This is a genomic window from Microbacterium gallinarum, from assembly GCF_014837165.1.
GTDB classification, from domain to species: domain Bacteria; phylum Actinomycetota; class Actinomycetes; order Actinomycetales; family Microbacteriaceae; genus Microbacterium; species Microbacterium gallinarum.
The window spans coordinates 273300-286749 of sequence record NZ_JACSPM010000001.1; the positions used below are offsets into that span (position 1 = coordinate 273300).

Genomic DNA, 13450 nt, shown 5'->3' on the forward strand with positions numbered 1-13450 from the left:
GGGTAGCCTGTGATGCGATGGCCGTCCACTCGAAGCACCCCGCGGCGGCGCCGCCGGCTCCCCCGGTCCGTGAGAAGACGGGGCACCTCATGCTGCGCGGATGGTGCATCTTCGTGATGCTCATGTCGCTGTCGGGCACGGCCTGGGTGCATGCGTTCGGAGAGCTGACCGCTGCGGTCATCACGATCGCGGGCGGCATCCTGTCGGTCATCCTGTGGTTCGTCATCCGCCCGCCGGTGCACTGGCCGCGCCTGCCGTGGTTCGTCGTGGCCTACGTCGCGTGGGCGACGCTCTCGCTCATCTGGTCCGCCTGGCCCCAGACGACGGCGCTCACCCTTCTGCTGCTGTGGATCACGACCATCCAGGCGCTCTTCATCGGGAGCGTGCTCACCTGGCGCGAGCTCGTGAGGGCCGCGGCATCCGCTCTCAAATGGGTGATCGCACTGTCGATCCTGTTCGAGCTGTGGGTGTCGGTCTTCGTGCAGGCGCCGGTCCTGCCGGGCTTCGTCGTGGGTACGGCCGACGACCCCATCGAGTACTGGTCGCGCAACAACCTCTTCGACTGGGGCGCGCGCATCCAGGGGATCATGGGCAACGCCAACCTGCTCGGTCCCGTCGCGCTGCTGGCGATCATCGTGTTCGCGATCCGCATCGCCGCGAGGGCGCCGCGCCGGGCACTGCTGTGGGCCTGGATCGCCGTGTCCGCCTACCTCTTCTACCGCGCCTCGTCTGCGACCGCCTACGTCGCCGCCGCAGGCGTTCTCGTGGTTCTGGCCACCGTCCTGCTGATGCGGCGTGCGCGGCGGCCGGGCGAGCGGACGCGCTATTACCTCGGCTACGCCGTCGTCGGGATCGGCGGACTGGCTGCGCTGTTCTTCTTCCGCACCACGATCTTCAGCGCCCTGGGCCGCGACTCCGACCTCACCGGACGCGAGACGATCTGGGAGAAGGTGCTCGAGCGTGCGTCCGAGCGCCCGTGGATCGGCTGGGGCTACGCGACGCCCTGGGCGCCGTGGGACCCTGCATTCGACGGCTGGATCATCGACCACGGCCAGACCGTGCTGCAGGCCCACAACATGTGGGTGGACATCCGGATGCAGCTGGGCATCGTCGGCGTCGTCCTGCTCGGTCTGCTCTACCTCGCCTTCGTCTGGCGCTCCTGGTTCTTCGCTGTCGACCGGCCGCGCTGGGACCTGCGCGACGACCGCCCGTACTCGTCGCTCACCCTTCTGCCGACGCTGGTCGGGGCGATCGTGCTGGTGCAGGGACTCGCGGAGTCCTCTCCCCTCCTGCTGTGGGGATGGCTGTTCGTGGTGATGCTCGGCTCCAAGATCAAGCAGTCGCCGCACGTCGGCGAAGGCCCCGCCGAGCAGAGTGCCGCGATCGAGCGCGGCGAACCCGAGAAGCAGGAGCCGTGACGGCGCCGCCGGCTCGCCCCGGCCACGCCGGGTGGCTGAGCACGCTGCTGGGCTCGGCGTCGTTCGCGCGCGCCTACACGCTCTCGGTGCTCGGCGCTGTCTTCGCCTCGGTCGCGATCGAGCGGCTCGCGGGCCGCGTCACCTACATCACGATCATCGCGGGGCTGTGCGTCATCGGCGCGGGCGTGCTCATCGTGCGCCGGCAGGAGATCTCGCTCGTCCGGCTCGTGCCCACGACACTCGTCGTCCTCGTCGGATGGTCGCTGCTCAGCGTGTTCTGGAGCACCGATGCCACCACCTCGTTCCTGAGCTGGATCACCACTGCCGCGCTCGCGTTCCTCGCGATCGTGATCGGCCACATCCGCGACACGCTGCAGACGGCGCGCGCACTCGGCGACGTCCTGCGCGTCCTGCTCGCCGTCTCGCTGGGCGTCGAGGTGCTGTCGGGCGTGCTGCTCGACCTCCCCTTCCGGTTCCTCGGGGTGCAGGGCAACCTCGCCCAGCTCGGCCCGGTGCAGGGCATCTTCGGCACCCGCAACATGCTCGGGTTCGTGGCCGTCCTCGCGCTCATCACCTTCCTGATCGAGTGGCGCACGCAGTCCGTGCGTCCCGGCGTCTCCATCGCCTCGGTCGTGCTCGCCGGCGGCCTCGCCGCACTGAGCGACTCGCCCACCGTGCTCGTGCTGGCCGTCGGCGTCGGGCTCTCGGTCGGCGCGCTCGCGTGGGTGAGGCACACCCGGCCCGAGCATCGCGGCGCCCTGCAGCTCGCGCTCGGCGCGGCCGTCGTCATCGGCGTCGCCGTCGGATACGTCGCGCGGCACCCGATCATCGCGTGGCTCGGCGCCGGCACCGACTTCTCGATGCGCGTCGACCTGTGGAACGTCATGGTCGATCTGGTGCGCTCGCGACCGGTGCAGGGCTGGGGCTGGTACGGCGCGTGGGCGCCGCGCGAGCAGCCCTTCAGCTTCATCAACTACTTCCTCGAGTCGACGCACGCCACCGGTCTGAATGCCTTCTTCGACGTGCTCCTGCAGCTGGGATGGGTGGGACTGATCCTGTTCATCGCGCTCGCCGCGACGGCGCTCGTACGCTCCTGGCTGGCCGCGAGCGAGCGCCGCTCCGTCATCTACGCGTGGACGCCGCTCATCCTGATCGCGCTGCTCGTCGACTCGATGTTCGAGAGCTTCACCCTGGTGGGCATCGGCTGGCTGATGCTCGTGCTGTGCGCCGTGCGGGCCGGACTGTCGCGGTCGTGGCGGGAGCGCATCGACGCCGCGTCCGAGACGTCCGGCCTGCCTCACGACGGCGAGCGCCTCTGACGACGTAGACCGCGCCGCCGCACGGGCCCGCACGCCTGCACACCCAGGGAGTCGCGCAGATCGGCAGGGTAAGCTTCACTCTCGGCCCGACGCCTCGCGCCAGCCTGCATACGGGAGCTCTTCACGTGACCCACATCCTTCAGAACGTCGTCTTCCCGACGGATCGCGATCCCGACCTCCTCCCCCTCTACGTCGACCCCGAGACGTGGTCGGTCATCGACGAGGAGCCGGTGCGCGTGTCGAGCCGGGCGCACCTGGGGAACATCCTGGGCCGCACGTCCGCACGCATCCTCGCCGGCCGTCGGGTGTCGTTCGGCACGTACTTCAACGCGTTCCCGGCCGCGTACTGGCAGCACTGGACCACGGTCCGGGACGTGCGCCTCACCGTCCGCACGGTCGGCCCGGCGACGATCCTCGTGTACCGGTCGAACGGCTCGGGCGTCCGCCAGCGCCTCGACACGAAGGAGGTCGACGGCGCCGCCGCGACGACGTTCGACCTGGTCCTCGATCAGTACAGCGACGGCGGGTTCATCTGGTTCGACATCGTCGCCGACGAGAAGAGTGCGCTCTTCGAGGGCGCTGAGTGGTCGACCGAGCAGGAGCCGGCGCGCAGGGGCAAGGCCTCCATCGGCATCACCACGTTCAACAAGCCGGACTACTGCGTCTGGACGCTCACCAACCTGTCGGAGTCCCCCGACGTGCTCGAGCTCGTCGACCGCATCTTCATCGTCGACCAGGGCGATCGCCGGGTCGACGCGCAGCCCGGGTTCACGGTGGTGGCCGAGGCGCTCGGCGAAACCCTCGAGATCGTGACGCAGCCGAACCTCGGCGGGTCGGGCGGCTTCGCGCGCGTCATGGCCGAGAGCCTCGCGCGGCCCGACACCGAGTTCGTGCAGCTGATGGACGACGACGTGCGCCTCGAGCCAGAGTCCGTGCGCCGGTCGATCATCTTCTCGCGCTTCGCCACGGTTCCCACCATCGTCGGCGCGCACATGTTCGACCTGCTCGACCGCCCCAAGCTGCACGCATGGGCCGAGGTGGTCGACGAAGAGCCGTTCATGTGGCGCGCGCTCTACCAGGAGAAGCTGCCGCACGACTTCAGCGTCGCGAACCTGCGCCAGACGCCGATGCTGCACATGCGCCTCGACGCCGACTACAACGGCTGGTGGATGTGCAGCATCCCGGTCTCCGTGATCCGCGAGGTCGGCCTCCCCCTCCCCGCCTTCATCAAGTGGGACGACGCGGAGTTCTGCCTCCGTGCGCGCGAGGCCGGCTACCCGACCGTGTCGGTGCCCGGCGTCGCACTGTGGCACGTGTCCTGGGTGGGCAAGGACGACTCGATCGACTGGCAGGCCTACTTCCATGCCCGCAACCGCATCGCGGCGGGTCTGCTGCACTCGCAGGTCCCCCGTGGTGGCACTCTCATCCGGCACAGCCGTCGCATGGACATGAAGCATCTGATGATGATGCAGTACTACCCGGTCGCGCTGCGGCACCGCGCCCTCAACGACATCCTGTCGGGCCCGGAGCACATGCGGGCGAACCTCGCCACCGCCATGCCTGCGGCCCGCGCGCTCGCGGCCGACTTCCCCGAGACCGTGATCCACAAGGATGCCGGCGTGCCGCTGCGCGCGCGGCGCGGGCGCGTGGTGTTCAAGCGCCTCTCCGTGAACAAGCTGGACAACCCGACCGGATGGCGCCTGCGCTGGTTCACGCTGTCGACGCTCGTCTCGCACTGGTTCCACGCCCCGCGGCCCGAGAACATCGCCCAGCCCGAGGTCGAATTCGGCAAGGGCGACGCGTACTGGTGGCGCATCCCCGTCTACGACAGCGCCCTCGTCAGCGCCGCCGACGGATCGGGCAAGAACGTCTACACCCGCGACCGGCGCCAGTTCCGTCGCATGCTCTCCGAGAGCTACCGACTTCACCGCCGCCTGCGCCGGGACTGGCCCAAACTCTCCGCCCAGTATCGCGCCGCGGCCCCGGACCTCACCTCGCTCGCCGCGTGGGAGCGCACCTTCGAGGAGTCGCGTTGACCGATCCGCACGATCCCACGGCGCAGTCGTTCGACCCCGCGTCGGCGACGATCGCCATCGTCACGTTCAACCGGTCGGGGCTACTGACCCGCCTGCTCACCAGCATCGGACAGATGGACCCCCGCCCCGGCCACGTCGTCGTGATCGACAACGCGTCCACCGACGACACGACCGAGGTCGTGGACTCGTTCCGCGAGCGAATCGGCACCACGCTCGTGTACCGGCGCATGGAGACCAACACCGGTGGCTCCGGCGGGTTCAGCGAAGGAATGCGGGTCGCGTACGAGCTCGGATCGGAATGGATCTGGCTCATGGACGACGACGTCGAGGTCATCCCCGATGGCCTCGCGAAGATGGCGAGGTGGGCGCCCCGCTTCAAGAGCATCCAGGGCCGTCGCTACGACTATGACGGCAGCGAGTTCTACTGGCAGTACCGCGTCGCGGTGCCCCTCGGCATCCCGATTCCCTTCGCGCCCGCCGGCTTCGACGAGTCGGGCTACAAGCCGATGAACTCGGGATGCTTCGAGGGCATGTTCATCCACCGGGACATCGTGCGGCAGATCGGCCTGCCGGACCCGCGCTTCTTCATCTACTGGGACGACCAGCTCTACGGCTGGCTCGCGTCGCGCAAGACGCAGTCCGTCATCGTCGACGAGTTCGTGCTGCGCCGCACGCGCGAGATCAAGCAGTGGGACCTGGGCATTCGCCATCTGAACGCGTCGAGCAACGCGTATCGGTACTACATCATGCGCAACCGTGCGTACATCAAGCACTACTACCGGGCTCTCGATGTGTACCGCCCTGTGCTGTTCGGCCTCGGCACGGCGCTGACGTTCGGCAAGGAGCTCATCCGCCTGGTGTTCGTCGAGCGCACATTCCGCGGGACGAGCAACCTCTTCCGCGGCCTCCGAGACGGACGCCGCATCGCCCGCGACACCTCGTGGACGCCGATGCCGCCGCTCGCCGCCTCGGACGCCGCGGACGCCCCGGGCGGTCAGCCGGCGTTGTAGTCGGCGTTGTACCGGTCGAGGACCTCGCCGATGGGCGCATCCAGCGCGAGGCGTCCCTTGTCGAGGTAGAGTCCGCGCGTGCAGAAGCGCCGCAGGTCACGCTCGTTGTGACTGACGAAGAACAGCGTGCGCCCCTCGGTCAGCAGCTCGTCGATGCGCCTGTAGCACTTCTCCCGGAACGCCTTGTCGCCGACGGCGAGCACCTCGTCGACGAGCAGGATGGGCTCTTCAAGCTGCGAGACCACGGCGAACGCGAGCCGCACCTTCATGCCGTTGGAGAGGTGCTTGTAGGGGGTGTCGACGAAGTCCTGCAGCTCGGCGAAGTCGATGATCCCGTCGAACCGCCGTGAGACCTCGGCTCGCGGCATCCCGTGCAGACCCGCCGTGAGACGCACGTTCTCGCGAACCGTCAGATCGCCGACGAAGCCGCCCGTGATCTCGATGAGCGGGGCGACGCCGCCGTGGACGGTGACGCTGCCCTCGTCCTGGATCAGGACGCCGGCGACCATCTTCAGCAGCGTGCTCTTGCCCTGACCGTTGCGGCCGACCACGCCGATGGACTCGCCGGGCCGCACGTGGAAGCTGACGTTTCGCAGCGCCCAGAACTCGCCCGGCTTGGATCGGCGCGACGAGTCGGCGAACAGATCCTTGATGCTGCGGCGTCCGCGCCGGTTGCGGCGGAACCGCACACCGAGATCTTTCACCTCGATGGCGAGATCGGAGGCCGTCATCACAGCTCCTTCAGGAGGGGACGCTCGAGCCGGCGGAACACGAGCAGCCCCAGTGCGAGGACCAGGAACGAGATCAGCGCGCCGATGCCTATGACCCACGGATCCCACTCCGCCGGGAAGAACCCGACGCGGTAGAGCGCGAAGATGCCCGACAGCGGGTTGAAGGCGGCCAGGGCCTCGAACCCGCCGGGAAGGTCGGAGACGCCGTAGATGACCGGCGACGCGTAGAACAGTGCGCGCAGGATGAGCTTCGTCGTGCGTTCGAGGTCGGTCCAGATGACGCAGAGCGGGGCGACGAGCAGCCCCAGACCGACGAGCAGCACCGCCTGCAGCACGACGGCGACGGGGAACAGGAGCAGTCCCCAGTTGAGCTGGACGGGAGTCTGGCCGAACGAGGCCACCACGACGAACAGCACGAGCACCGGGAGCGAGCACAGGAACTCGATGCCCTTGGACAGCACGATGCGGTTCACCCAGATCGAGCGCGGGATGGCCGTCGAGCGGACGAGGCGGGCATCCTTGTTGAACGCGCGCGTGAAATCGGAGACCGTGACGTTGAACCACACCCACGGCAGCAGCGCCGTGATGAGGAACACGATGTACGGCTCCTCACCGACGGTTCGCTGGAAGATCTGGGTGAAGACGAACCAGTAGATCGCGCTCATGACGAGCGGATCGAGCACGGACCACAGGTAGCCGAGGGCGCTCGTCGAGTAGCGGACCTTCAGATCGCGCCCCGACAGCAGCCACAGCGAGTGGAGATATCGCCTCGGCGATCCGGGGGCGCCGACAGCCGCTGTGGTCACGATGCGAGTCTAGGGCCGGGGCTCAGGCGAGCTGGTTGTTCCACATGGACAGCGCCGAGCCGATGGCCATGTGCATGTCGAGGTACTGGTACGTGCCGAGCCGTCCGCCGAAGAGCACGCCCTGCTCACCCTTGGCGAGCTCGCGGTAGGCCACGAGTCCCGCGCGGTCGTCGGGGGTGTTCACCGGGTAGTACGGCTCGTCCTCGCGCGTCGCGAAGCGCGAGAACTCCCGCATGATGACGGTCTTGTCGGACGGGTGGCGGTCGGCTCGCTCCGGGTGGAAGTGCTTGAACTCGTGGATGCGCGTGTACGGGACGTCCGCGTCGGCGTAGTTCATCACCGAGGTGCCCTGGAAGTCGCCCACGTCGAGCACCTCCTGCTCGAAGTCGAGCGTCCGCCACGACAACGCGCCTTCGGCGTAGTCGAAGTAGCGGTCGACCGGGCCGGTGTAGACGACCGGCAGCTGGCCGACCGTCGCCGTCTTGTGGAACGGCTGCGAGTCGTCGAAGAAGTCGGTGCCGAGGCGCACCTCGATGTTCGGGTGGTCGGCCATCCGCTCGAGCCACGCGGTGTAGCCGTCGGTCGGCAGGCCCTCCCACGTGTCGTTGAAGTAGCGGTTGTCGTAGGTGTAGCGCACCGGCAGGCGGCTGATGATCTCGGCGGGGAGATCCTTGGGGTCGGTCTGCCACTGCTTCGCGGTGTAATCCCGGATGAACGCCTCGTAGAGCGGCCGTCCGATCAGGGCGATGCCCTTCTCCTCGAGGTTCGCGGCGTCCTTCGCGTCGAACTCGCCCGCGAGCTCGTGCACGAGAGCGCGCGCCTCGTCGGGCGAGTACGCGGCCTGGAAGAACTGGTTGATGGTGCCGAGGTTGATGGGCAGCGGGAACACGACGCCCTTGTGGTTGGTGTAGACGCGGTGGACGTAGTCCGTGAACGTCGTGAACCGGTTGACGTACTCCCACACCCCCGGGTTGGACGTGTGGAACAGGTGGGCCCCATAGCGGTGCACCTCGATGCCCGTCGTCGGCTCGTCCTCGCTGTACGCGTTGCCGCCGATATGAGGCCGGCGGTCGATCACAGTCACCTTGCGACCGGATGCCGCGGCCCGCTCTGCGATCGTGAGGCCGAAGAACCCGGAGCCGACGACGAGAAGATCCATGCGGTTGTGCGCTTTCGTGAGACGGGTGCCGCAGACACGGCGACGCGGCGGGCAGAGAGCACCGCCGCAGCCCCGATTCTACCCAGCGCCGCCCCGCGAACCTGGGATTCCGCACGATCCGCGGAGCTCGCCGATGCCGCGCGACCGCCCCGCTGTCCCCCGAAGAGGGGACAGCGAATGGTCGTGTTCGCGACGGTTGGTCGGATAACGTGTTCGCAAGCGCGTCCCGAGACTCCCCTGGGACGCGTCACAGGCCAACGGTAGTGCGACACCCAGACGTACGAAGGACGGCCCATGCGCGCGAAGATCTCTGCCTTTCTCCTCGCCCTCACCCTGCTCGCGACCGCAGGGGCGGTGACAGCACCCGCCGCATCGGCGGCGACCGGGCCTGCGGCGACCGTCTTCAGCCTGACCAACGCGCAGCGCGTGAACGCCGGAGTGAAGCCCCTCATCTCCGACCCCGCTCTCGACAAGGCCGCGCAGGCGTGGGCGCAGCACCTCGCGAACACGTGCACCTTCACGCACAGCAGCGCGTCGTGGCGCTCGAGCAGGACCGCGTCGGCGGGCTGGTCGTCCACGGGCGAGAACATCGCCGCCGGCTACCCTGCCGCAGCCGACGTCGTGCGGGGCTGGATGGGGTCCGCCGGTCACAAGAAGAACATCCTCGACACCCGATACACCGGTGTCGGCATCGGCTACGCGAAGGGCACGTGCTACTCGGCGTACTGGGTGCAGATCTTCGGGATGAGCAAGACGGCGGCCGCAGCCGGAGCCGGCGACGCGGATGGCGATTTCAACGCCGACGTCGTCGCGCTGCAGGCGGACGGCACGCTCGTCGTGCAGCGCGGTAGTGGAAAGGGCGGCTTCGCGAGCAGCACGACGGGGGTGACCGGCTGGGCGTCGGGCGACAGGCTGGTCACGATGGGGGACTTCAGCGGTGACGGCATCAGCGACCTCGGCCGCATCCGCGCCGATGGCGTCTTCGCCCTCTACCGGGGTACAGGCTCGGGCACGTACTCCGCGGCCTCGAACATCGGCGCGGGATGGCAGGGCATGAAGCGCGTCATCGGCGGACTCGACTTCGACGGAGACCGGCGCTCCGATATTCTCGCCGTCAACTCCGCAGGCAACCTCATCCTCTACCGCGGCAACGGCAACGGCGGCTTCGCAGGCACCGTGAAGCAGGTCGGCAACAGCTGGGGGTCGATGACGGCCGTTCTGTATGCGGGTGACTTCAATGGCGACAGGCACGGCGATCTGCTCGCTCGGCGCGCCGACGGCTCCCTGTGGATCTACCCCACGAACGGGTCAGGGTCGTGGGGCGTCGCCAAGAAGGTCGGCAGCGGATGGCAGGGTATGACCGCGGTCATCGGCGCAGGCGACATGGACGGGAACGGCACGCCCGACGTGGTGGCCCGCCGAGCCGACGGCACCCTCTCGCTCTACCGCGGCAACGGCAAGGGCGGATGGGGAGCAGTGTCGTCCATCGGCAGCGGGTGGGGCCAGTACACCGCGATCGGATGATCCCGGCGGTCGAGCCGGGTCGCGCCCCGATCGTCGGCTCAGCGGCTATGCGGCTATGCGGCTATGCGGCCGAGCCGACGACGATGCGGGGCGTGCCTGCCCAGACCGCAGCATCGGTCGCGTTGCGACCGTCGACGATGAGGCGGATGCCGGGCAGATCGGCCGGGCTGACGGAGCGGTAGTCCGCGTGATCGGTCTGCAGGATCGCCAGGTCGACCGCGTCGCCGAGGGCGTACGGCTCGAACCCCAGCGCGCGCAGCTCATCATCGGTGTAGAGCGGGTCATGCACGCGCACGTCGGCACCGCGGGACTTCAGCGCCTCGACGGTCGGGAAGACGCCCGAGAACGCGGTCTCCTTCACGCCGCCGCGGTAGGCGGCGCCGAGCACGACGGCGCGCGTGCCCTCGAGCGACCCGAGGATGCCAGCGGCCTGCGCGACGAGTCGCTCAGGCATGGAAGCGTTCAGGAGGCGCGCGGTGCGGACGATGTCGGCGTCGGGATCGGTCGACAGGTACAGCCGCGGGTACACCGGGATGCAGTGGCCGCCCACGGCGATGCCCGGGCGGTGGATGTGGCTGTAGGGCTGCGAGTTGCAGGCCTCGATGACCTGGTAGACGTCGATGCCGTGCTCGGCGGCGAACAGGCCGAACTGGTTGGCGAGTCCGATGTTGACGTCGCGGTAGGTCGTCTCGGCGAGCTTGGCCATTTCGGAGGCCTCGGCGCTGCCGAGGTCCCACACGCCGTTCGGTCGGGGCAGGTCGTCGCGCTCGTCGAACTGCAGCACGGCCTCGTAGAACTCGCGTGCTCGCTGGGCGCCGGCCTCGGACAGGCCCCCGATCAGCTTGGGGTACTTGCGCAGGTCGGCGAAGACGCGGCCGGTCAGCACGCGCTCAGGCGAGAAGACGAGGTGGAAGTCGGTGCCCTCGGTGAGGCCCGAGCCCTCCTCCAGCATCGGCTTCCAGCGCCCGCGGGTCGTGCCGACGGGGAGGGTCGTCTCGTACGACACGAGCGTGCCGGGTGTCAGGTGCTCGGCGAGCGAGCGGGTCGCAGCATCCATCCATGCGAAGTCCGGCTCCCACGTGGTGTCGTTCACGAAGAGCGGGACGACGAGCACGACGGCGTCGGCATCCGGGATGGCCTCGGCGTAGTCGGTGGTGGCGCGCAGGCGGCCGGCGGGGACGAGCGCGGAGAGCTTCTCCTGCAGATGAGCCTCGCCGGGGAACGGTTCGAGACCGGCGTTGATGGTCTCAACCGCCTTCGCGTTGACGTCGACGCCGATGACGTCATGACCGGAGTCGGCGAACTGGACGGCGAGGGGAAGGCCGATCTTTCCGAGGGCCACGACGGCGATGCGCATGGATTCCAGTCTAGATGAGCGGCGGCGCGCCCCGTCTCTGCGGGCGGGCACCCGGCATCACCGAAGCAGGGCGTCGATCGGCTCGGCGAGCGCGGGCTCCAGGTATCGCACGTAGGTCGATGTGAGGTGGTTCACGTCGCGGTAGACGAGCATGTCGTCGACGATGACCGGGCACTCCGCAGCGCCGCAGATGTACTCGGTGAGGTCGGCGAATCCGCCCCCGGCGGCGGCAGTCGCGGCCGCCTCGGCACGGGTGAGCGCCTCGTCGAGCACGAGGCTGCGGTCTCCCGCGCACGCCGAGACGTCCAGCGGGTCGGCCGACACGCACGCCGGTGGCGAGGAGGAGAAGCGCGGTGTGTCGGCGATCACGAGCACCTCCGAGCCGGACGCCGTGAGTGCACGGACAGTCGACGCGAGTCCCGCCGCCCATACCTCGCGACGCTCCGTGTCGTCATCGACGCCGGCGAGTTCGTACCAGGCGTAGCTCGAGAAGATGACGAGTTCGGGAGGGTCGGCGACGAGGTGCTCGATGACCGCGTCCCGCCACCGGTCACAGGACGTATAGGGGCTGTTCTTGTCCAGCACGGTGGCGGACACCGCGGGGCACGACGACTTCGTGAACGTCGAGATCGCCACCTCCCCATGCTCCTGCGCGTACTCGTCGATCGCGGGGAACCACTGAGCTGAGTGGGAGTCGCCGAAGAGCGCGATCCGCACGGGTGCATCCGCGGCACCGTAGACGCAGTCCTGAACCGTCTCCACACCGGTGTCGTGGTGGCAGTCGTCGGCGTAGAGCCGCGGAATGTCGGTCGCCGCGTCCTCCAGCGACGGAGTCAGGTTCGCGGGCACGAAGTCTGTGGCCGCGGGCGGAGAGGAGGGGAAGTCGGGCGCTGCGGCCACCGCCTCTCCCGTCGGCATCGGGCGCGTGGACACCCACCCGATCGCCGCCCAGATCCCGAGCGCAAGAACGGCCGTGACCGCCGCCGTGCCGAGGAGTGTGACACGTGGGCGGCGTCTCGTGAGCGCGGCTGGGGCACGCAGCGGCGTCTCCACCCAGCGGTAGAGGAGGTAGGCGAGCGGGATCGCGAGCACGACGCCGAGCAGCACCGTCGCCCACAGCGGCAGCGGGCGGGAGTCGCCGACCGCAGCCTGCGGGATCAGCAGCAGCGGCCAGTGGACGAGGTACAGCGAGTACGAGATGAGACCGAGGAACTGCATCGGACGAACCGACAGGGCGGCCGTCGGTCCTCCGGGCGCGCTCTGCACGCCGAAGTAGATGACGAGCGCCGTTCCGGCGACGGGGAGGATGGCCGCGAACCCAGGGAAGACCGTCGCTTCGCTGAACAGCGCCGCCGCGCCGAGGATCATGGCCACCCCCATCCAGCCGCCGGCCGCGGCGACCCCGGGCGGATGGGCGCGCCGGCGCTCCTGCAGGAGGATTCCCACCAGCGCGCCCGCCAGCAGCTCCCACGCCCGCGTCGGGAGCAGGAAGAACGCGGCGGGCTGCTGCACGGGTGTGAGGATGACGCAGGCGACGAGGCTCGCGAGTGCGAGAGTCGCGATCAGGACGGTGAGGGTACGCCCTCGTCGGCGAGCGAGGAGGAACAGCAGAAGCAGGACGACCGGCCAGAGCAGGTAGAACTGCTCCTCCACCCCGAGCGACCAGTAGTGCTGATAGGGCGAGGGCGAGTGATCGGCGAGGTAGTCGGTGTTCTCGATGGCGAATCGGACGTTCGGCACGTACAGGACGGTGGCGAGGGCGTCACCGAGCACGCGTTCTGCCCCGAGCGGCGGGTAGACCACGACGACGGCGACGGCCGTCAACGCGGCCACGACGAACGACGCCGGCAGGATCCGCCGCGCGCGGCGGGCATAGAACTGCGCGAAACTCACCCGCCCGTCGCGCTGCAGCGACTCGAGCAGATGGCTGGAGATGAGGAATCCCGAGATGACGAAGAAGACGTCCACGCCGACGTACCCGCCGGGGACGAAGGGTATCCCGGCGTGGTACAGCACAACGAGACCGACCGCCACGGCACGCAGCCCCTGGATATCGGTGCGAAAGCCACGTTGCCGGTCTGACCCGGTGC

The 13450-nt window shown here is 68.9% G+C and carries 10 protein-coding genes; 5 read left to right on the top strand and 5 right to left on the bottom strand.

All coding sequences use genetic code 11. The features are described from left to right. Positions 1-17 precede the first annotated feature (17 nt). From H9622_RS01305 to H9622_RS01320, 4 genes are all read left to right on the top strand, one after another. Complete coding sequence (locus H9622_RS01305; RefSeq protein WP_191763505.1) at positions 18-1418, top strand: O-antigen ligase family protein; 1401 nt, start codon at positions 18-20, stop codon at positions 1416-1418. Next, positions 1415-2737 carry an O-antigen ligase family protein gene (locus tag H9622_RS01310; RefSeq protein ID WP_318246987.1) on the top strand — a complete coding sequence of 441 codons (1323 nt, stop codon included), beginning with the start codon at positions 1415-1417 and terminating at the stop codon, positions 2735-2737. The genes H9622_RS01305 and H9622_RS01310 overlap by 4 nt, the downstream gene beginning before the upstream one ends. A 125-nt stretch (positions 2738-2862) precedes the next feature. Next, a complete protein-coding gene (locus tag H9622_RS01315; protein ID WP_191763509.1) occupies positions 2863-4773 on the top strand; it encodes a glycosyltransferase in 1911 nt (636 codons plus the stop codon). Next, the gene (locus tag H9622_RS01320) at positions 4770-5783 is read left to right on the top strand and encodes a glycosyltransferase (protein WP_191763511.1); all 1014 of its coding nucleotides are present in this window, start codon (positions 4770-4772) and stop codon (positions 5781-5783) included. The genes H9622_RS01315 and H9622_RS01320 overlap by 4 nt, the downstream gene beginning before the upstream one ends. Here the strand turns inward: H9622_RS01320 and H9622_RS01325 are convergent. The 3 genes from H9622_RS01325 to glf are packed head-to-tail and all read right to left on the bottom strand — an operon-like array spanning position 5768 to position 8479. Continuing rightward, complete coding sequence (locus H9622_RS01325; RefSeq protein WP_191763513.1) at positions 5768-6514, bottom strand: ABC transporter ATP-binding protein; 747 nt, start codon at positions 6512-6514, stop codon at positions 5768-5770. The two genes, H9622_RS01320 and H9622_RS01325, sit on opposite strands and share 16 nt — an antisense overlap. After that, positions 6514-7320 carry an ABC transporter permease gene (locus H9622_RS01330; protein WP_191763515.1) on the bottom strand — a complete coding sequence of 269 codons (807 nt, stop codon included), beginning with the start codon at positions 7318-7320 and terminating at the stop codon, positions 6514-6516. Before H9622_RS01330 ends, H9622_RS01325 begins: the two co-directional genes overlap by 1 nt. A 22-nt stretch (positions 7321-7342) precedes the next feature. Then, positions 7343-8479: a UDP-galactopyranose mutase gene (gene glf / locus H9622_RS01335; RefSeq protein ID WP_191763517.1), complete on the bottom strand. Its 1137-nt coding sequence runs from the start codon at positions 8477-8479 to the stop codon at positions 7343-7345. A gap of 294 nt (positions 8480-8773) precedes the next feature. On the opposite strand from glf, the gene H9622_RS01340 reads away from it, so the two are divergent. Beyond that, complete coding sequence (locus H9622_RS01340; RefSeq protein ID WP_191763519.1) at positions 8774-10003, top strand: FG-GAP-like repeat-containing protein; 1230 nt, start codon at positions 8774-8776, stop codon at positions 10001-10003. Positions 10004-10064: 61 nt separating this feature from the next. Here H9622_RS01340 and H9622_RS01345 read toward each other — a convergent pair whose 3' ends face one another. Beyond that, positions 10065-11360, bottom strand: a complete 1296-nt coding sequence (locus H9622_RS01345) for a nucleotide sugar dehydrogenase (RefSeq protein WP_191763521.1) — start codon at positions 11358-11360, stop codon at positions 10065-10067. A gap of 57 nt (positions 11361-11417) precedes the next feature. Further along, the gene (locus H9622_RS01350; protein ID WP_404802854.1) at positions 11418-13412 is read right to left on the bottom strand and encodes an acyltransferase family protein; all 1995 of its coding nucleotides are present in this window, start codon (positions 13410-13412) and stop codon (positions 11418-11420) included. Positions 13413-13450 lie beyond the last annotated feature (38 nt).

What these genes read in the sequence shown, in the direction of transcription:
- H9622_RS01305 (WP_191763505.1), top strand. Translation starts at nt 18, where the DNA reads ATGGCCGTCCACTCGAAGCACCCCGCGGCGGCGCCGCCGGCTCCCCCG.
- H9622_RS01325 (WP_191763513.1), bottom strand. Translation starts at nt 6,514, where the DNA reads ATGACGGCCTCCGATCTCGCCATCGAGGTGAAAGATCTCGGTGTGCGG.
- glf (WP_191763517.1), bottom strand. Translation starts at nt 8,479, where the DNA reads ATGGATCTTCTCGTCGTCGGCTCCGGGTTCTTCGGCCTCACGATCGCA.
- H9622_RS01340 (WP_191763519.1), top strand. Translation starts at nt 8,774, where the DNA reads ATGCGCGCGAAGATCTCTGCCTTTCTCCTCGCCCTCACCCTGCTCGCG.
- H9622_RS01345 (WP_191763521.1), bottom strand. Translation starts at nt 11,360, where the DNA reads ATGCGCATCGCCGTCGTGGCCCTCGGAAAGATCGGCCTTCCCCTCGCC.